This window comes from Victivallis vadensis (assembly GCF_003096415.1).
GTDB classification, from domain to species: Bacteria; Verrucomicrobiota; Lentisphaeria; order Victivallales; family Victivallaceae; genus Victivallis; species Victivallis vadensis.
This window is the reverse complement of the sequence record NZ_QEKH01000022.1, coordinates 44,687-63,707: the sequence shown is the minus strand read 5'-3', so window position 1 is coordinate 63,707 and position 19,021 is coordinate 44,687. Positions and strand designations below refer to the sequence as shown.

13 protein-coding genes are annotated in these 19,021 nt (G+C 62.0%); 4 read left to right on the top strand and 9 right to left on the bottom strand.

What is annotated here, in order from left to right; translation table 11 throughout:
• Positions 1 to 410 precede the first annotated feature (410 nt).
• The 4 genes from C8D82_RS13340 to tig form a co-directional block, all read right to left on the bottom strand.
• On the bottom strand, positions 411 to 1,553 hold the full coding sequence (locus C8D82_RS13340) for a serine/threonine-protein kinase (protein WP_116884787.1): 1,143 nt from the start codon (positions 1,551 to 1,553) through the stop codon (positions 411 to 413).
• A gap of 20 nt (positions 1,554 to 1,573) precedes the next feature.
• Entirely contained in the window at positions 1,574 to 2,902 is a 1,329-nt protein-coding gene (gene clpX, locus C8D82_RS13335) for an ATP-dependent Clp protease ATP-binding subunit ClpX (RefSeq protein WP_116884786.1), read from the bottom strand.
• A gap of 3 nt (positions 2,903 to 2,905) precedes the next feature.
• Complete coding sequence (gene clpP, locus C8D82_RS13330; RefSeq protein ID WP_116884785.1) at positions 2,906 to 3,511, bottom strand: ATP-dependent Clp endopeptidase proteolytic subunit ClpP; 606 nt, start codon at positions 3,509 to 3,511, stop codon at positions 2,906 to 2,908.
• Positions 3,512 to 3,678: 167 nt separating this feature from the next.
• On the bottom strand, positions 3,679 to 4,986 hold the full coding sequence (tig, locus tag C8D82_RS13325; RefSeq protein WP_165833074.1) for a trigger factor: 1,308 nt from the start codon (positions 4,984 to 4,986) through the stop codon (positions 3,679 to 3,681).
• Positions 4,987 to 5,299: 313 nt separating this feature from the next.
• Between tig and C8D82_RS13320 the strand changes: the two genes are divergently transcribed.
• From C8D82_RS13320 to C8D82_RS13310, 3 genes are read left to right on the top strand one after another with little or no spacing between them, the layout of a single operon-like run.
• On the top strand, positions 5,300 to 6,766 hold the full coding sequence (locus tag C8D82_RS13320) for a GspE/PulE family protein (RefSeq protein WP_116884783.1): 1,467 nt from the start codon (positions 5,300 to 5,302) through the stop codon (positions 6,764 to 6,766).
• Positions 6,767 to 6,771: 5 nt separating this feature from the next.
• Positions 6,772 to 7,527 carry a CvpA family protein gene (locus C8D82_RS13315; RefSeq protein ID WP_116884782.1) on the top strand — a complete coding sequence of 252 codons (756 nt, stop codon included), beginning with the start codon at positions 6,772 to 6,774 and terminating at the stop codon, positions 7,525 to 7,527.
• A gap of 13 nt (positions 7,528 to 7,540) precedes the next feature.
• Positions 7,541 to 9,145: an NAD(P)/FAD-dependent oxidoreductase gene (locus C8D82_RS13310; protein WP_116884781.1), complete on the top strand. Its 1,605-nt coding sequence runs from the start codon at positions 7,541 to 7,543 to the stop codon at positions 9,143 to 9,145.
• A gap of 813 nt (positions 9,146 to 9,958) precedes the next feature.
• Here C8D82_RS13310 and C8D82_RS13305 read toward each other — a convergent pair.
• Genes C8D82_RS13305 through C8D82_RS13285 form a run of 5 tightly spaced genes read right to left on the bottom strand, consistent with a single transcriptional unit; the run spans position 9,959 to position 16,674 of the window.
• Positions 9,959 to 10,684: a sugar-binding protein gene (locus C8D82_RS13305; protein ID WP_116884780.1), complete on the bottom strand. Its 726-nt coding sequence runs from the start codon at positions 10,682 to 10,684 to the stop codon at positions 9,959 to 9,961.
• Positions 10,685 to 13,855, bottom strand: a complete 3,171-nt coding sequence (locus tag C8D82_RS13300) for a carbohydrate binding domain-containing protein (protein ID WP_116884779.1) — start codon at positions 13,853 to 13,855, stop codon at positions 10,685 to 10,687.
• 17 nt (positions 13,856 to 13,872) lie between these two features.
• Entirely contained in the window at positions 13,873 to 14,640 is a 768-nt protein-coding gene (locus C8D82_RS13295) for a prepilin-type N-terminal cleavage/methylation domain-containing protein (RefSeq protein ID WP_116884778.1), read from the bottom strand.
• Positions 14,641 to 14,658: 18 nt separating this feature from the next.
• On the bottom strand, positions 14,659 to 15,570 hold the full coding sequence (locus tag C8D82_RS13290) for a glycoside hydrolase family 130 protein (protein WP_116884777.1): 912 nt from the start codon (positions 15,568 to 15,570) through the stop codon (positions 14,659 to 14,661).
• A gap of 54 nt (positions 15,571 to 15,624) precedes the next feature.
• The gene (locus C8D82_RS13285; protein ID WP_133245199.1) at positions 15,625 to 16,674 is read right to left on the bottom strand and encodes a LacI family DNA-binding transcriptional regulator; all 1,050 of its coding nucleotides are present in this window, start codon (positions 16,672 to 16,674) and stop codon (positions 15,625 to 15,627) included.
• A 390-nt stretch (positions 16,675 to 17,064) separates the two neighbouring features.
• Here C8D82_RS13285 and metG point away from each other — a divergent pair, with 390 nt between their 5' ends.
• Positions 17,065 to 19,005 carry a methionine--tRNA ligase gene (metG, locus tag C8D82_RS13280; RefSeq protein WP_116884775.1) on the top strand — a complete coding sequence of 647 codons (1,941 nt, stop codon included), beginning with the start codon at positions 17,065 to 17,067 and terminating at the stop codon, positions 19,003 to 19,005.
• The last annotated feature ends 16 nt before the right edge of the window (positions 19,006 to 19,021 follow it).

The window sequence follows — 19,021 nt, the reverse complement described above, 5'->3', positions numbered from 1 at the left end:
CTTGCCTGTATTATGAGGATAGGCAGAGTTCAGCCTCCATGAGAGTACCTTTCTATTATCTGGTCAGCATCTGGAGGCTCCGCGCGTGAACTCCGGCGGCAGCAGGCGCAGGGAGTGCCTAAAGCCTGCAAAAAAGCAGGCTTTGCGCCGACCGGAGCGGTGTGCCGCTCAGGTACTCGCCTGCCTGTCTCTACCGGGGCCTCCCCCACCCGGAGGGAAAGGCGAAACGCCTTTCCCGGATCTAAATACCCGGCGCCGGCACCTTGCCGGTCGGGGTGCAGGGGCGAAGCGCCCTGCTCGCTCTAAAGGAGCGAAATCCCGGTTCGGAAACTTGCACACGGCGTAAAGGCAACCTCGGGACGAAGCGCATCCGAACCGCCGAAGGCGACTCGTGACGATGGCGGCAACCGTTACTCCGCCACCACCCGGTAGTAGTTGATCGCCAGCAGGATCAGCGCCACACTCAGGCTCACCGTCAGCAGCACCAGCAAAATCAGGTAGTTCCGGCCGATGAACAGTCCGGCGTGCTTCAGCGGAGAGGCGTTTTCCGCCTTCGGCACGTAGCCGGACTGAAACGCGAAAATGTCCTCCCGCAGCTCCCGCACCGTCGCATACCGGTCCGCCGGGCGCAGCGCCATCGCCTTCATGCAGATCGCCTCCAGCGCGGCGGGCACATACCGTCCCTCGGGAGCGACCTCCGTGGGCGGCGGCAGTTCGCCGGTCACGGTGCGGCGCAGAATCTCATCGACCGACAGCCGCGCCAGCGGATTGGTCAGCGCCAGCATCGCATACAGAATCGCCCCCAGCGCGTACACGTCGGCACGCACGTCGATCGGAGCGCTGTTCAGAGTGCGGATCTGTTCCGGGGCCATGTAACCCGGTGTGCCCTTCACCCGGCCGGCCACCTCATCGCCCGCCTCATTCGGAGCAAGCAGTCCGCCGGAAGCGGGACTTTTCAACGAACGCGCCAGCCCCCAATCCAGAACCAGCACCTCACCGAAGTCGCCGAGATTGATGTTTTCCGGCTTCAGGTCCAGATGGCAGATTCCCTGCGAGTGTGCGAATTCGATCGCGTGACAGATCCGGGTGTAGATGTGGAGCAGCCGGACCAATCCGTAATTGGCGATCGTCTCGGCGTCCTCCTTCTGAATCTTGCGCAGCACGGAAGCGAGCGACTGCCCGTGCAGGTATTTCATCGTAAAGTAGGGAGAACCCGAGCCGTCGATGCCGATATCGTGAACCGGCACGATGTTCGGGTGTTCCAGATGCGCGGTCAGCTTGGCTTCGCGCACGAATTTCTCCAGGTCCGTCTTGGGGCGGTCCCGGAAATCCGGCATGATCGCCATCGCGACTTCGCGGCCGGTGTCCTGGTCGAATACCAGCAGCACCCCCTTCATTCCGCCGAAACCGATGCTCCGGATAAACCGGTAGCGCTCCTGCGGCTTGACCGGAAGCGTGGAAAGCACATCGACCGAATCCCCCGCTGCCAAAAGCGGAGAATCCGTCGAAAGCACCCGGGTTTTCGTCTCCATGCTGTCAGATACGGTATTCATGAACCGGAATTTCGTAACCGCTATTGTGCCTTACGCGTTTCGCCGAGCAGCTGCGGCTCCGCTTCGCCGCGGATCACCGCGCCGTCGATCACGCAGCGGCTGATCCCCTCCCGGGATGGAGCGTCGAACATCACATCGACCATCATCTCCTCAAGGATTGCACGCAACCCGCGCGCGCCGGTGCCACGCGCCACCGCCTTGTCGGCCAGTGCTTCCAGCGCGTCCTCGGTGAATTCCAGCGTAACCCCTTCCATACCCAGCAGCCGCTGGTATTGGCGGATCAGCGCGTTCTTCGGCTCCTTCAGAATCCGGATCAGGTCCTCCTTGCGCAGCGGTTCAAGCGAAGTGACCACCGGAAGGCGGCCGACAAACTCCGGAATCAGTCCGAACCGGATCAGGTCCTCGGGTTCGCACTTCGCATAGGGATTCTTCGCGAGATGCTCGGCATCCAGTTCCGCCTGCTCCGCTTCATCGTCCACCAGACGCTTGAAACCGAGCACCTGCTTGCCGCAACGGCGCTGGATGATCTTATCCAGCCCGACGAACGCACCGCCGCAGATGAACAGGATATTCGAGGTGTCGATACGCAGGAACTCCTGCTGCGGATGCTTGCGGCCGCCCTGCGGCGGCACATTCGCAACCGTGCCTTCGAGGATCTTCAGCAGCGCCTGCTGCACTCCCTCGCCGGAGACGTCGCGGGTGATCGACACGTTCTCGGTCTTGCGGGCGATCTTGTCGATCTCGTCGACATAGATGATCCCGATCTGGGTGCGTTCCACATTGGAGCCGGAGGCCTGAAACAGCCGCAGGATAATGTTCTCCACATCCTCGCCGACATAGCCGGCTTCGGTCAGAGTCGTGGCGTCGCAGATCGCGAACGGCACATCCAGCAGCCGGGCCAGCGTCCTCGCCAGCAGCGTCTTGCCGCTGCCGGTCGGTCCGAGCAGCAGCACGTTGCTCTTGTCGAGCTCGACGTCGCTGAACAGATCCCGCGCCGCGGAAGTGTGGACTCCGGCCTGCGTCTGAAGCCGTTTGTAATGGTTGTGAACCGCGACGGCGAGCACCCGCTTGGCGCGTTCCTGCCCGATCACATACTGATCCAGTTCGGCCTTGATTTCAGCCGGGCTCGGCACCCGGAGGCTGGCAACCGGATTTTCCGCGTTCTTCTCCTTGACCGCCGCACCGGCAGCCTGATCGGCGCAGAGGGCGGTATAACCCTGCTTCAGGCAGTTTGAACAGATCGCCAGGCCTTCATAACCGCTCGGAGCAAAAATCACCGACGGGTCGTCCCCTTCCGTGGCGCCGCAGAAGGCGCAGATCAATTTACGGTTTCCGCGTTTTCCGGCCATCGGTTACTTCTCCTGCGAAGGCCGGGCGACGACCTTGTCGACCAGACCGTATTTGACGGCGTCTTCGGCTCCCATGAAGAAGTCGCGCTCGGTGTCCTTTTCGATCTTTTTGATCGGCTGGCCGGAGTGCGACGACAAAATGCCGTTCAGCATCGCCTTCAACCGCTGGATCTCCTTGACCTGGATATCCATATCGGCCGCAGTGCCCTGCGCACCGCCCCACGGCTGGTGGATCATGATCCGGCTGTTCGGCAGCGCGAACCGCTTGCCGGCGGCGCCGGCGCAGAGCAGCACCGCGCCCATCGACGCGCACTGTCCGACGCAGTAGGTTTTCACGTCGCAGGAGAGAATCTGCATCGTGTCGTAGATCGCCAGGCCGGCCGTCACCGAACCGCCGGGGCTGTTGATATAAAGGTCGATGTCCTTTTTCGGATCTTCGGCCTGCAAAAACAGCAGCTGCGCCACGATCAGGTTCGCGACATCGTCGTCGATCGGGGTTCCCAGCAGAATAATCCGGTCTTTCAGCAGCCGGCTGTAGATATCGAATGCGCGTTCTCCCTGTCCGGTCTGTTCGACCACCATCGGAACCAGAAACGAATTGCTCTTCATAACTTTATCTCCGTACGTTAAATATTGAATCGGAAAATCCGGCGGCCGCAGCCACCTCGCTCTTCCGCTAATATAGCAGACATTGTCAATAAAACCAAATGGGACCCGGCTGCCGCTGAAATTTTTCGGCCGCCCGGTCCCGTCGGAGTAATCAATGATCCGGATGTTTACTTCGCCGCGGATTCCGCAAGCATGCTCAGCACCTTGGCATTGATGAGATCAAGCTGGAGATCGTCCATTCCGCCGTTCTTTTCGAGCATCGCGCGGAATTCCTTCTCCTTGTAACCGTAGTAACGGCTCATCTGATTGAGCTGTTCATCCACTTCGCCCTGCGACAGCGAAATATTCTCCAGTTTCGCGATCTTGCGCAGGATGAAGCTCTTCTTCAGGGACTCCCGCGCGGCCTTTTCGGCGGCAGCCTTGTGCGTTTCCAGCTCCTTCTTGAAGGTTTCGGCGTCTTCCTCGCTCTTCACCACTTCGCGGGCGATCTTCTGGAGCTCCTTGGAAATTTCAGCCTGCAGCACGTTCGGAGGCAGCTCGACGTCGCCGACCTGCTCGGCCAGCCGCTTGTAGACCGCCTCGACCACTTCATTGTGATGCTTGGTTTCGCTCTCCTGCTCCATCGCCTTGCGCAGCATATCGCGGAACTCTTCGAGGGACTTCACGCGGGCCTTCTCGGCCAGTTCCTCGTCGGTCAGCACCGAACGGCGCTGGATGCCTTCGACCTTCACCGTGTATTTCACGGTCTTGCCGGCGAGGGCGGCTTCGCGGTAGTCGGCCGGATAGACCGCGTCAAAGGTGTATTCCTTGCCTTTTTCCGCACCGGTCAGCGCCTTGATGCAGCCCGGAATCGACTCAGGTTCGCTGAGCCAGATGAAAGTGTTGTCGGCTTCGGCCTGGCGCTTCACCGCCGGGGTCGCGTCCTCCGGCAGCTCGAAGTCGCTCTTGTAGCTGACCTTGAGCATATCTTCGGCCTGCGCGGCGCCTTCGACGTCGGCGTAGTTGCCGTACATCGTACGGTAGAACTTCACACGCTCCTCGACCTGCTCGTCGGTAACGGCGTCCTTCGGAATTTCGACTTTGATCGCCTTGTAGTCGCCGACTTCGATCTCCGGAGCGACGTCCGCGCCGAGGGTGAACTTGAATTCTGCATCGAGCTTCAGCTCGGGCTTGCCTTCGATGCCGCAGGAGATGATATCGTAGACCTCATCCTTGCTGGCCATCTCAAACGCGGCGTACATGATCTTACGCTGCAGTTCTTCCCTGATTTCACCGTCATACTTGGTCTTGATCATGTTGACCGGAGCCTTGCCCTGGCGGAAGCCCGGAACCGACACCATCCCGGCGATCTCGCGCACGGTCTTCTCGGCCTCGCTCTTCACCACGTCCGCCGGAACGACGAAATCAAATTCCTTGCGGCACGGCTGAGCATCCCGCACTTCCATCTGGATGGAATCCACCAACTTCTTTGCCATCAAAACACCAAACCTTTCCTTAAAAAAGCCCCCGGTCGACGGGTTTGCATTCATATTCAACCATATCCGTCCACATTGCAGACAGACTTTTAATATATCGTATCAAATTTCAAATGTCAACCGCTTCGAAGAAATTTACCAATTTTCGACGATTTTTTTTGAAACAGGCGCCGCATAAGCGGCTTCCGGCTTGCGGCACGGCGATAATTTCGCCGGAACCGGAACGGTTTCCGGTTGCAAAATCCCGGAAAACAGGCTAAATTATCCCCCGAAGAAACACCCGACCATAACGTACAACCGCAAGGGGTGACCCGTGAGCTACAATCCGATCCAACTGCTGATTCCGGCGGTCTGGCTGTATTTTGGACTTTTCACATTGAAATATGTGGATCAGCACGTGGCGGAGAAGCGCGCCTGGCGCCCGTGGCTGAACCTCGCGGCCCTCTTTCTGGGGCCGGTCGTGCTGGCGCTGTTTCCGGTCGGACGGGCGATAGCCAAAAGCGGTTTCAGCTTCCGCAAGCTTTTCCCCGCCCGCAAGCCGAAGCGCCCGACTCAAGGGCTGGAGCTGATCGGCGCTTCAGGCACGCCGGTGCTCGACCCGGAGCGGCCGCACGACAATCCGGCGGCCGTCGTACTGCTGCGCGCGCTGCTGACCGACGCGATCCGCAAACAGGCCGGGGAGATCAATTTCGAGCCCAGGCCCAACCGCACCATGACCATCCGGTTCCGGCACGGCGCCACCTCAAAACCGGTCCGCGAGGTGGATTTGGAGCTGGGCGAGGCGATGATCGACGAAATCAAGACCGCCGCCGACCTGAATCTTGCCGAAAAACGGGCGCCGCAGGAAGGCGGTTTCTCGGCGAACCTGCCGGAGAGCATGATCCGGTTCCGCGCCTCCACGGCGGGGATTTTCGGCGGCGAAAAGCTGACCATCCGGCTGCTTCTTCCGGGGACCGGAACTGCGGGGCTCGACGCCCTCAACCTCGGCGGCGGCGAAACCGCCGCGATCCGCAACGCGCTCAAGAAACCGACCGGCCTGATCCTGATCTCCGGCCCCCCCGGCAGCGGCCGAACCACCACCATGTACACGTTGATGGAGGAGGCCGACACCACACTGCGCATCGCATTCTCCGTGGAAAACCGGATCGGGCGGGCCATCTCCGGCGTCAGCCAGATGGAGGTCGGCGGCGGAGCGGCGGACAATCAGGCCGCACTGATCGGAACCGCGCTGCAGCAGACTCCCGATATGCTTTTCATCGACGAGCTTACCGACCCGGAAAGCATGAAAATGGCGCTCCGGGCCGCCCGGGAGCTGCTGGTGATCGCAGTGATTCCGGGCGGCGACCTCGGCCGCGTCCTCTCCCGCTTCCCGGAGCTCGGCATTTCACCGGCGGCGCTCGCCCGGGTGCTGCTGCTTTTGCTCTCCCAGCGATTGGTACGCAAACTTTGCAGCTGCAGGCAGAAGGGACGGCTCACTCCGGAAATACAGGATTATTTCCAGCAGGCGCACCTGAGCGACGCAAACGTCTGCCTGCCCGCCGGCTGCCGCAAATGCAACGGCACCGGCTACGACGGAGTGCTGCCGGTCTTCGACCTGGTTCAGGTCTCCGACCATTTGCGCGACCTGCTCGACGCGGACGGAGTGCCGATCAGCATGGTCCGGCAGGAGCTGGAGCGCGAGCACGGCAGCTCGATGCTGGTTTACCGCGGCTTTCAACTGGTTTCAACCGGCCAGACTTCCGAAGATGAAGTCCGCCGCGCGATCCTGACACAGGAGTAATCACGATGGGGTACGCAATTCTGTGGCTGCTGCCGCTGATTTTTTTCGCATTCGGTTTCACCTCCCGGCTGCTCAGTTGTTTCTTCCGACTGCTGGGAATCTCCCTTGCGGTCTATGTCGGAATCCTGACCGGGCCGCATTTCGCCCCCGCAATTCTGCGCTCTTTACCGGAAGAGGCGCAGAACGCCCAACTTGAGGGAATGCTCTCCTGCTGGATCACCGCCGCCGTGGTGTTCCTGATCCTCGCCATCGTCGGCAAAATGCTGAACCGCGAGAGCGAGGAGTACGCTTTCCCGGAAATCATCAACCGTTTCGGCGGCGCGATCTGCGGCGCTTTATCCGGAGTCGTGCTGACCAATTTTCTGGTCCTGCTGGTGCTGATGACTCCCTTCCGGGAAAAACTGCCGGTCGAGGCCGATCCGGCGATGCTGGAACGGGTTTCCGTAACGGTCCTGACCCGCACCCTTCACACCGTCGACCGGATGAGCTTCCAGAGATTCACCGAAAAGCAGCGGCAGGAGCTGCTCACGTATTATCTGTATGTGCCCCCGGAAGACGAGGAGGAAAATCCGAACAGCGGCAGTGGAGCTTCCCGGCCGCCCGCCCGGACGGCTCCGCAGACAGGAAACACCGGTGGTTCCGAAGCGGTGATCCATTCCTCCCCGTCCGGCCCCAACGGCGCGTTCTTCAACCGCATCCGGGGACGTGTGAACGCCACCTCCGACAAGCATAACCGGTCGGTCCGCGACGCAGCGAAGTAAAGGAGAAACCGTCATGTTCGTACCGGTCAGCAATTTCAAGATCAGCGCCGCCAAGGCTCCCGCCGACATCGACCGGAAAATCGCCCGGTTCGTGCTGAAGTCGATGCACCTGCCGGAACGGGCGCTGCTGGATTTCTTCATCACCGGCAAGAGCGTCGACTCCCGGCGCGGCGGGCCGTCGCTGGTCTACTCGCTGATCCTGGAACTGGACGACCGCACTCCCGGCGCCGCCCGCCTCGAACGGCTGGAGCCGGAGGCGGTCCGCGCCATGCGGTTCCCGGAGCTGGAACTGCCGCCGGAATCCGTGCTGCGCCATCCGGTCGTGGTCGGCACCGGCCCCGGAGGCATCTTCGCGGCGCTGGCGCTGGCGCTGGCCGGAGCCGAACCGGTGATCCTCGACCGCGGCCCCGAAGTCGGCCCGCGTTACGAAGAGTATCAGGCCATGCTGGAGAGCCGCGAACTCGATCCCGACAGCAATCTGCTGATCGGCGAAGGCGGCGCGGGGACCTTTTCCGACGGCAAGCTCTACACCGGCACCAAAGACAGCCGTTCCGGTTTCATCCTGCGCGCCTTCGTCGAAGCGGGAGCGCCGCCGGAGATCCGCTGGCAGAAACGCCCTCATATCGGTTCGGACTACCTGCGCATCGTCGCGGCCAACCTGCGCAGGCGGATCGTCGAACTCGGCGGCACCTTCCGCTTCCGCACCGAAGTTGCCGCGCCCGTGATCGCCGGCGGCCGCTGCACCGGCGTGCGGCTCCGTTCCGGCGAGGTTCTGGAGGCTCCGGCAGTGCTGATTGCTCCGGGGCTCGGCGGACGGGAACTGGCGCGGTCGCTGCGCCGGACGGGAATCGCCTCCGACTTCAAATCCTTCCAGGTGGGCTGCCGGATCGAGCATCCGCAGGAGTTCGTCGACCGCTGCCAGTACCATATCGACGGGGCGCGGCCGGCAGTACTCGGCGCGGCGGAATACCATATCGTTTCACGTCCCGGCAACGGTGTGCCGAACGTGAGTTCATTCTGTATGTGTCCCGGCGGCACACTGCTGAACGCGACAGCCTGGCCGGGCCGCTCCGTCACCAACGGCATGAGCGACTTCGCCCGCGACGGTGAGTTTGCGAACGGCTGCCTGATCGTCACGTTGCCGCCGGACCGGTTCGACTCCTGCGATCAAGCCTACGGACTGCTCGAAACAATGGAGCGCGCGACCTTCGAGCAGGGCGGCTCCGACTACACCCTTCCCGCACAGGATGCGGCGGCATTCCTGTCGGGGAAAGCGGGCCTGACCCGGAAGCAGACCGGCGCCGCGACCGGAATCACTCCCGGACGGCTCGACCGGATCGTACCGCCGGAGTTGGGAGCGGGCCTGCGGGCGGCGTTGAAACACTTCGACCGGACCATGCCGGGCTTCCTGAAATACGGCAAGCTGGTGGGCACGGAAACCTGCGTCTCAAGTCCGATCCGGTTTCTGCGAAACCCGGAAACGCTGGAGAGTTCCGTGGAAAATCTGTATCTGTGCGGCGAAGGGGCCGGCTGCGCGGGCGGAATCATGTCAGCGGCGGCGGACGGTCTGCGTCAGGCCGAAGCAATGCTGAAAAAAAACGTTCCTCGCGCAAAATAAATCCGGGAAATCGGGATTTCGCCTTCGGCGACCAAGGCGCTTCGCCCTTGGAACCCGACCGGCAAGGTGCCGGCGCCGAATACTTCAGATCCGGGAAAGGCGAAACGCCTTTCCCTCCGGGGGGGGAGGCTCTACTGTGGACAGGCAGGCGGGTACCTGAGCGGCACACCGCTCCGGTCGGCGCAAAGCCTGCTTTTTTGCAGGCTTCAGGCACTCCCTGTGGTGAGCTGCCGCCGGAGTTCACGCGCGGAACCTCCAGATGCTGACCAGATAATAGAAAGGTACTCTCATGGAGGCTGAACTCTGCCTATCCTCATAATACAGGCAAGGTTCAGTAAGGCTCGTATTCCAAGATGCTTGCCTGTGGGTTGGCAACTGCATTGTTGCCTGATCTCGCCTTGCCTATCCCATAATACAGGCAAGGTTCAGTAAGGCTCGTACTCAAAGATATGCTTGCCTGTGATATGGCAATTGTATTGTTGCCTGACCTCGCTTTGCGTATATCGGCAGATGAGTTCTTATCAGCCTCCATCAGGGTATCTTTCTATTATCTGGTCAGCATCTGGAGGTTCCGCGCGTGACCTCCGGCGGCAGCTCACCGCAGGGAGTGCCTGAAGCCCGCAGAAAAGCGGGCTTTGTGCCGACCGGAGCGGTGTGCCGCTCAGGTACCCGCCTGCCTGTCCACAGTAGAGCCTCCCCCCCGGAGGGAAAGGCGGTATGCCTTTCCCGGATCTGAAGTATTCGGCACCGGCACCTTGCCGGTCGGGTTCCAAGGGCGAAGCGCCTTGGTCGCCGAAGGCGAAATCCCGGCAGTCAGCGTTGCAGGATGAATTTCCGGTAGGCGTAGGGATTTTTGGCTTCGCCGATGCCGGGAGTCAACCCCATCCAGTAGTTGCGGCCGTGGCCGTCGTGATCGTTGGCGATGAAGTTCAGTCCGAAAACGGTTCCGTTTTCCGGTTCCATATTCAGGACCTTCCACGGGATCGCAATGCGGTAGCAGGTCAGGTCGCCGGAACGGAAGATATTGCATTCGACCTGCTTCAGCGAGGCGGCGGCGCGGCCGCGTTCGTAGATGTAGTCGAACTCCTTGTCCGGGCCGTTCGGAGTCAGGCCGAAGCTCATCTCGTAGTCGTCCGGCGCGAAGCCGTACACGTTCGGCAGCGCGTCGGCGCGGGTATCGATTACGAGCTGGATGGAGTCGGCGGCCCAGAGCTTTCCGGCGGAGAAGGGCTGGAAATGCACATCGTCGCGGACGTTGATCGCGAGATAGAGATTGTCGGAGTCGTGGCCGATCGCGCTTTCAATGCTGAGGTCGGCGGGGCCGTCATAGCCGTTTTCCGGGTCGTTCGGGATCAGGTAGTCGCGGCTCGCCATCGACGGCAGCCGTCCGGCGGCGGGCAGTTCCGGCGAACGGAAATCAGGCCGCCCGGCGGGACACGGCAGAAACTCGGCGCGGTAGCGGGCGGTCAGCTCGCCGAGCGTGGAATCGACCCGCAGCGTCAGTTCTTTGCCGTTCAGCGAACTCGGTGCGGCGAACACCTACGTGGTCTCCTCCCCCGGCTGCAACGCCAACGGCCGCTCCGGCTCGCGGAACTCCGCGCCGGAAAGCACCGCCTTGCCGGTCAGCGGCGCGGTGCGCCGGTTGGCCAGTGTCAGCTCCACCGTCGAGCCGTTCCGCAGCCGCCAGCCCGCGCTCACCGGGGGCAGGTCGTATTTCGCCTGCCGCAGTGCGGCGGCCAACTCGGCGGCGGTGCCTTCCCGGAGCCGCAGGTAGACCGGTGCGCCGGAGAGGGCCAGCTCCGCCGGCCCTTGCTTCAGCGCGAGCGGACGGTTGAAAAAGTCGGCGGCCTCCAGCCGGGCCGCATCCAGCGGAATCCGGGCTTTGGTCGGAGTGCCGTCGGCGGTCCACAGTGCCGCGAAGGGGCGGCCGTTCCGGTCAAGGTAGGTGAAACACTGGATATCGGAGTCGGAGACGGTCTCGCCCGGCTTCGCCCCCTCCAGCCATTGCGCGCTGGCGGCGTAGGCCGGCGCCGCCGGAAGCGGCAGGGTGTTGCGCCAGAGTCCATAGTAATAGCGTTCCTTTTCGATGCAGAAGTCGGCGAGGAAGTACTGCACGCGCTCCACTCCCGCCGCCTTGCCGATCAGCATCAGGCGCGACAGGTATTCGGCGTGGCGCAGGGCCGCTTCGCTGAGGTAATCCTCCTCCACGTCGAGCGCCCAGCCGATTTCGCCGTACCAGACCGGCTGGCTGCCGCCGGTTTCGCGGATCAGCTTCTGCAGTTCGCGGGTTTTGCGGTAGACCGCGTTGGCTTCGGGGCCGATGTCGCTGCGGTCGGCTCCCACATAGCGGGCGTTGGCGTAGGGGTGGACCGGCACCACGTCGATCACCCTGCCCGCCTTTTCCAGCACGGTGCGGGTGAACGGGAAACCGGTGTTGAAATCGACGCCGGAGACGCCGGAGGCGAGCAGCCGGAAGCAGGGATTCGCCGCCTTGATCACGGGAGCGGCGGCGTTCACATAAGCCGCGTAGTTCTCCGCCGCGTCATTTCCGCCCTTTTTGAACATGCCGGGAAACACGAGGTCGGGTTCGTTTTCGATCTCCCAGTCGCGGATGGAGCCGCCCCACGCGGCCAGCATCTGGCGCAGGAACTCATTCACCGCCGCGTGGTCCGCGAACCGCCCGTCCGGCCTGCGGTATCTGGGAGGCACGAGGCCGACTTTCACGCTGTTCATCTGATCCATCCCGGCCAGCGCATAGCGGATGTCGTGGTCGGAGAAGCGGTATTTGCCGTCCTTTTCCGGAATGTACCGCCAGCCGGGCATGTGGCGGATCGCGCCGACACCAATCCGGCGCAGGATCTCCGGGGAAGTCGGCCCCATCGGATGAAGCCCGAAAAACGGATTGCCGCCCTTCGGCGGCGGCGGAGCCGTGACCGCCAGCGGGAAATCCGCCTTGTAGACTTTGCCGTCCGCCTCGCCGCGCAGCCGGAGCACGTAATAGCCGGCTTCGCGCCTGGACAGCACGGTCAGCGGGCGCACCGCGGTTTCGCCGGGAGCGAGCGTGACGGTTTCGGAGGCGAGCCGCCGGGCGGGTGTTCCGAACGCATCGACCGAAGCAGTGAATTTCACCGTCATCGGCCTGCCGGAACTGTTGTGGAGCCGGGCGGCCTGCACCAGAGGTTCCGGGCCGGTGTACAGGATCTCGCCGGGAACACCGGTACGGTCCACGCCGATCGCCAGCGGAGTTTCGGGCACATAGGTTCCGGCAGCGTCCCCCTCGGCCAGCTGGAATGCGTCGAGCCAGACGGCCACGCCCTCCGGCTTGGTGAAGCCCAGCCGGAAACTGGAGACCAGTTGCTGCGGCCGCAGCCGGACCGTGAAGCGTTTCCATTCGCCCGGCGCCAGCTCGACGCTGCCGGTGCCGATGGTTTCGTATTTGTGCGAATCCGCCTTGACCGTCAACTTGCCGGGCCGGTCGGAGGTGGCGTAGCCGCTGACCGTGTAGGTGCGGTTGGGACGCATCACCCGAAAGAGATAGCCGGAGGTGAGGCCGGTCTGCGCCGGCTCCATCCGCAAGGAACGCCGCCCGTGAAACGCCCGGGTCTCATCGGGCGGCAATTGAAAAAAAGTGCTGCCCCCCTCGAAGGAGCCGTCGCCGGGCCACAGGTTCACGACCTGTACCGGTTTTTCCGCCTGCGGCGGGGCGGCGGTGAAATCGTCGATATAGAGCTTGCCGGCGTCATTCTGCCGCCGCTTCAGGAAGAAAAGCAGCGAGGCGGCGTCTTCCGGGATCGCGTCCGCCGGAATCGAGAGCCGGAACTCCCGCCAGTCGAAGGTGCCGCCGGCGGTGCCGAGCACGTTCACGCCGCTGCCGGGCGGCATCGCGATCCAGCTGGTCTTTTTGTTTTTATGGTTCACGAGGATCATAAAGGAGGCGTCCTTGTCCGGCACTTTTTCCGCTTTCAGATAAAAAGAAAGCTCCAGCCCCTCGCCCGGACGGAACGGAATGCGCTGGTAGATCGAAGCTCCTTTCTGTCCCGGCGCGAACATGCAGTAGGAGCCGCCGCCGGAACGGGTCACGGCGCGGTCAATGCCGCCCGGCGCCGGAATTTTCCGCCACTTTTCGTATTCCCAGCGGTCGAGTCTGTCCGCCGGGGCCGCCGGAGCGGGGACGACCGGCCGGATCGATATTTCGTCGACATACAGATTGCCGATCCCGTTGTGGCCGCGTTTGACATAGAGGTTGGCACCGGTCACCTCCGGCGGAAATTCGGAGCCGGAGACAGTGAATTTCACCTGCCGCCAGTCATGGGTGCCGCCGGTGACCGCGAGGCGGTTCACGCCGCTTCCGGCCGGATTCGACGCCCAGCCGATCACCTTGCCGCCGCCGTTGCGCAGGATGCGGATTTCGGCGTCGCCGGGCGGCAGGCCGTCGGATTTCCACATCAGCGTGACCTGGTGATCCTGGCCGGGAACCGGCTTGAAGCCGGTGTAAAGATCGTTGCCCTTGTCGCCGGGAATCCCCATGCGGTAGGCGAAGTTGCCGCCGTAGACGATGTCGGAGACGACCGCGCCCGGTTCGGGTTTCCCTGCGTAATCGGCGTAATGCCACCCTTTGAATTTCTGTTCAAAGGTGCCGTTGGGCAGCAGCTCCGCCGCACCGGCGGCAGTACCGGCCAGCAGAAGCGGGAGAAGAAGATTGTATTTCATAGTGATACCTTCATGGATTATTGTTCATCGGTCCAGGCGAGATAGCTGTCCGGCATGCCCCACGACACGCCCATGCTTTCGACGTGGCCGTCCACCAGCGCGCAGTTGATCTGCTTGTTATGACGGTAATCGACGTTCTGCAAATTGGGAGTGAACCGGTTGCCGTTGTAGCTGTCGCCGTCGGAATCATAGCGGTTGAACAGCAGGCCGCCCTGAACGCTGGAGGAGACCGCTTTCATCCCCTTTCCGTCCAGAATCAACGCGGAGCGGGAGGCCTCGCGGACCCGCGACAGCTTTTTCGGCCCATAGTGTTTCGCCCAGCCGGTGCCGTTGGCGCGATACCAGTCGATCCGGCCGACCCGGGAGTAGTAGACGTAATTGCTCTGAAGCGCCCACCGGCTGCCTTCCGGCGTGGTGGTAATGATTTCCGACGGCTGGGTGGACGGCGTCACGTAATTGGTGGAGTCGCCGGGGCAGCGGAACAGAGTCATCTGCCTGGTCGGCATGATATAACCGGTGGTGTAGCCGCTGGTCCGGGTCATGATCTGGCTCCACCATACCTTCCAGCCGTCGTATTCCTCGCCGAAGCCGAGCGGCAGGTAGTCGCTGTAATCCTGTGCGTACAGGAATGCTCCCTGCATGATCTGGCGCAGGTTGCCCCGGCAGACTCCCCCCTGCGCAGTCGCGCGCGCCTTGTTCAAGGCGGGCAGCAGCATCGCCGCCAGAATCGCGATGATCGCTATCACTACGAGCAGCTCAATTAAGGTGAATTTGCATTTTTTCATTCGTACATCCCTTTCCAGTTAGGCTTCCAGGCAGAAATCGACCAGTTCGGAGATTGTGGTGCGGGCCATGCACATGCGCGTATCGGCCGCACCGTAATAAAGGAAATAGGAACCGTCGTCCATCTCGCAGCCGCCGCCGGTGAAAACCACGTTGGGAGTCTGGCCGACGCATTCGTACAGTTCCTCAGCGGCGAGCAGGAAGGACTTCGGGGCGGCGACCACCTTCCACGGTTCGTCGAGGTCGAGCAGGCACGCGCCGAGGTAGTAGTTTTCGGTGGAGGCGGTCATCGCGGTGGCGTGATAGATTTCGAGCCAGCCGTGCGGCGTGCGGACCGGAACGCAACCCGCCCCCTGCTTGAACTGCGCCCAGTCGGTCGCGGGCAGCATCACCGGCATCGAACGGCCCCAGAATTCGAGGTCGGGCGATTCGCTGTACCAGATTGCGCCGCGGCCGTCGATGTTCTGCGGGCGCTCCAGCCGTGCGTAGCGGCCGTTGATCTTTTCCGGGAAAAGCACCGCGTTGCGGTTGGCCGGCACCGAATGCGATACCGGCTCGAAATTCACGAAATCGGTGGTTTTCGCGAGGTTGATCAGGCTTCCCCACGGGTCGAGCCAGTTCGCGTGGAATACATAATAGACCTCGCCCATGCGGGTGATCCTCATGTCGAAGCGGTGGGGACGGGTTCCGAGCCGGTCCAGCTCGGTCAGCGGATAGCGGATCGGTTCGGGATTCACCTCGAAATCGATGCCGTTCCGGCTGCGGGCGACATGAAACTGCGTTTTGCGTTCGCGGGTTTCCACCCGGAGCAGCAGCAGCACGTCCCCTTCGAAGCGGGTCGCCCCTGCATTCATCACCGTATAGCAGTCGAACGGCATCATCGCCGGGGTCAGGATCGGATTTTTCGCGCAACGCACCAGCGGGCTTTTCACTGTTTTCACCTTTCATGTTGATATTTAGTTTTGTAACATCAAAATGCAAAAAAATCAGAGCTCGCGCCGCGGATTCCGGGGGGCGGCGAGGGAGCCGCCCGGCGTGAACTCGTTGGCGATCGAAATTGAAACAGGGCGGCTGTCGCGGTCGCGCAGCTGGTTCTGCAGCGCGGTCACGGCCTGCGCGGCCAGCTCCTTCAGGTCGAACCAGACCCGGGCCAGCGCCGGAGTGCGGAAATCGAAAAGTTCGAGGTTGTCGTAGACGATCAAACTGAAATCTTCCGGAATCCGCCAGCCGCGTTCGGCCAGGTAGTCCGCGAGAAACACTCCGGCGTAGCCGTTCGGCACGAAACAGGCGGTCGGCAGCGGCGAAACGCTGGTGAAGTACTCATCCAGACGCTGCCGCCGGGTGCGGTCGTCGGCGGACTGGTCGTGTTCTTCGGAGAATTGGATCAGGTCCACGCGCGCTCCCGGCTGCCGGGCCTGAAATTCGGCGACGAAGCCGCCGTAGCGCTTGCAGAAACCGGATTCGGAGAGGGTTGCGAACACCGCAGCGTGGCGGTGACCGAGCGCGGCGAACCGGCGGGCGGCGAAGGCGCCGCCTTCGTAATCGTCCGGCCCGACCTGGGTTACGCCGTCGACGCTGCCGAAAACCGAAATGATCCGCAGCTCCGGATAGCGCTTCCGCACCGTTTCCAGCCGCGCCTGCTCCACCGGGCCGAGCAGGATCAAACTGCCGCAGTTGTCGAGTACCGGAAACGCCGCTTCGGCGTGAACATTCAGGTCGATCAGCTGGCCGCGCAGCCCTTCGGCCTTCAGCCGCCGCTGGCACAAATAATGCAGACGCATGTAGAAGTTCAGGATGTTGTCGGAATAGAGCTTATCGTCGCCGCAGTGGATCGCGACGTTCCGGTCGCGCTCCTGCCGGACGGTCCGGGAGCTGGCGCGAAAGTCGTAGCCGACCTCCTTGACCTTGGCGAGCACCCGCCTGCGGGTTTCCGTGCTGACTTTCGGGTGGCCGTTCAGCGCACGCGTGATAGTCATCGCACTGACGCCGAGCTCGGCGGCGATGGTTCTGACGGTCGGTTTGGTGCGGCTGATCATGATGCGCCTGTATTGATGTTTACTTTTTATTCTGTAACCCTCTTTAATTATACCATATTCGCGCGCCAAAAGCAATACCCGCTGTTGGAAAAATTCGTTTTTTTTCGCCGACGTCAATGGAAAAAGGCGGACTTCCGATGCAAGCGGCTTGTCCAGCAGCTCGATCTCATCGGAAACCTGCACTCGGCGTCAATTCATTCCATGAAAGGATCATGATCGGCGCATTTCATCCGAAATATCCCCGATTCAAGCCGATTTTCTGCTGGTTTTTCTCAAATTCCGCTGTATATTAAGCAATTGTGATTGTCGCGGGATGTGGATGATCCGGGAAGCCGCGCACACTTGATAATAGTTCGTTTTAGTTCAATACCGTCTACTTGCGAGGTGCCCATGAATACCGACAACTTCTATGTAACCACCCCTATTTACTACGTCAACGACAAGCCGCACATCGGTCATGCCTACACCACGATCCTGGCCGACGTTCTGGCGCGCTACTACCGTTCGCTGAATGTGGATACCTTCTTCCTGACCGGCACCGACGAACATGGGCAGAAGGTCGAAAAGGCAGCGGCCAAACGGGGAGTTTCCCCGAAGCAGCAGGCGGATGAAACCGTCGTGCGCTTCCAGGAGCTGTGGAAAAGGCTCGGCATCACCAACGACCGCTTCATCCGCACCACCGACGAATACCACAAGGAGGTGGTCCGGGAGATCCTGCAGGAACTTTACGACCGCGACGAGATTTACAAAGCCGAATACACCGGCTGGTACTGCGTCGGCTGCGAGCGTTTCTATACGGAAAAGGATCTGGTCGAGGGCAAGTGCCCGGAATGCGGGCGCGAAGTCTCCGCGATCCGGGAGTCCAACTACTTCTTCCGCATGAGCAAATACCAGCAGTGGCTGATCGACTACATCCAGACCCATCCGGACTTCATCCAGCCGGCCTTCCGCGCCAATGAGACGCTCGGCTTCCTGAAGCGCGAACTGGGCGACCTCTGCATCAGCCGCCCGAAATCGCGCCTGAGCTGGGGGATCGAACTGCCGTTCGACGCCGATTACGTGTGTTATGTGTGGTTCGACGCGCTGATCAACTATATTTCGGCGGTCGGCTACCGCCGCAATCAGGCCGAGTTCGAAAAATGGTGGCCGGCCAGCTACCACCTGATCGGCAAGGACATCCTGACCACCCACAGCGTCTACTGGCCCACGATGCTCAAGGCGATCGGGCTGCCGATGCCGCGCACGATCTTCGCGCACGGCTGGTGGCTGACCGGCAACACCAAAATGAGCAAGTCGCTCGGCAACGTGGTCAATCCGATGGATATGATCGAAAAATGCGGCGTGGATGCGTTCCGTTACTTCCTGCTGTCGGAAATGTCGCCGGGCAACGACGCCAACTTCAGCGAGGAGAGCTTCGTGGCCCGCTACAACAGCGACCTTGCGAACGACCTCGGCAACCTGCTGAGCCGGGTGCTGAAGATGACGCTCCGCTCCGGCGGCGTGATCCAGCCCCCCGCCGAACTCAATGCCGACGACCTCGAACTCAACCGCGAAGTCGAAACCGCGATCGCCGCGATGGAAACCAGCCTGAAAGCGATGAAGTTCGACCAGGGGCTGAATGCGGTGATGAACGCCGTCCGCGCCGGAAACCGCTATCTGGAAAAGACCGCGCCGTGGGCATTGGCCAAGAAAGGCGAAGTCGCCCGGCTCAACACCGTGCTCTACACCGCCGCCGACGCGCTGCGCCGGATTTCGGTGCTGCTCGCGCCGGTGATGCCCGACAAGATGGCCGAACTGCGCGCCTGCCTCGGTTACTCCGGCGAGGAGCTGACCAACGCGCGGATCTCGGACCTCCTTTCCAGCAGGAGCGATCTGGCGGGGCGTACCGTGCGGGATTCCGCCGGTCTTTTCCCGCGTATTCTGGCGGAGGAAGCGGACAAACCCGCTCCGGCCTCCAAACCGGCCAAAGCCAAGCAGGAAAAGACGGCCGGACCGGTCAATGTGGTCGACCTGATCGCGATCGACGACTTCGCCAAAGTCGCGCTGAAGACCGCGAAGGTGCTTCAGGCCGAAAAGGTCGAAGGGGCCGACAAGCTGCTGAAACTCCAGATCGAAGTCGGCGGGGAAAAGCGCCAGATCGTCTCCGGCATCGCCGCCTGGTACACGCCGGACTCCCTGACCGGCAAGACGGTGGTGATCGTCTCGAACCTGAAGCCGGCGGTGATCCGCGGCGTCGAATCCAACGGCATGCTGCTCGCGGCCAAACAGGGCAAGGAGCTGAAACTCGTGACCGTCGACGGTGAAATCGCCTCCGGCGCCCAGGTCGGTTGAACTTTCTGACGAAACA

What these genes read in the sequence shown, in the direction of transcription:
- C8D82_RS13340 (WP_116884787.1), bottom strand. Translation starts at nt 1,553, where the DNA reads ATGAATACCGTATCTGACAGCATGGAGACGAAAACCCGGGTGCTTTCG.
- clpX (WP_116884786.1), bottom strand. Translation starts at nt 2,902, where the DNA reads ATGGCCGGAAAACGCGGAAACCGTAAATTGATCTGCGCCTTCTGCGGC.
- clpP (WP_116884785.1), bottom strand. Translation starts at nt 3,511, where the DNA reads ATGAAGAGCAATTCGTTTCTGGTTCCGATGGTGGTCGAACAGACCGGA.
- tig (WP_165833074.1), bottom strand. Translation starts at nt 4,986, where the DNA reads ATGGCAAAGAAGTTGGTGGATTCCATCCAGATGGAAGTGCGGGATGCT.
- C8D82_RS13315 (WP_116884782.1), top strand. Translation starts at nt 6,772, where the DNA reads ATGGGGTACGCAATTCTGTGGCTGCTGCCGCTGATTTTTTTCGCATTC.
- C8D82_RS13310 (WP_116884781.1), top strand. Translation starts at nt 7,541, where the DNA reads ATGTTCGTACCGGTCAGCAATTTCAAGATCAGCGCCGCCAAGGCTCCC.
- C8D82_RS13300 (WP_116884779.1), bottom strand. Translation starts at nt 13,855, where the DNA reads ATGAAATACAATCTTCTTCTCCCGCTTCTGCTGGCCGGTACTGCCGCC.
- C8D82_RS13295 (WP_116884778.1), bottom strand. Translation starts at nt 14,640, where the DNA reads ATGAAAAAATGCAAATTCACCTTAATTGAGCTGCTCGTAGTGATAGCG.
- C8D82_RS13285 (WP_133245199.1), bottom strand. Translation starts at nt 16,674, where the DNA reads ATGATCAGCCGCACCAAACCGACCGTCAGAACCATCGCCGCCGAGCTC.
- metG (WP_116884775.1), top strand. Translation starts at nt 17,065, where the DNA reads ATGAATACCGACAACTTCTATGTAACCACCCCTATTTACTACGTCAAC.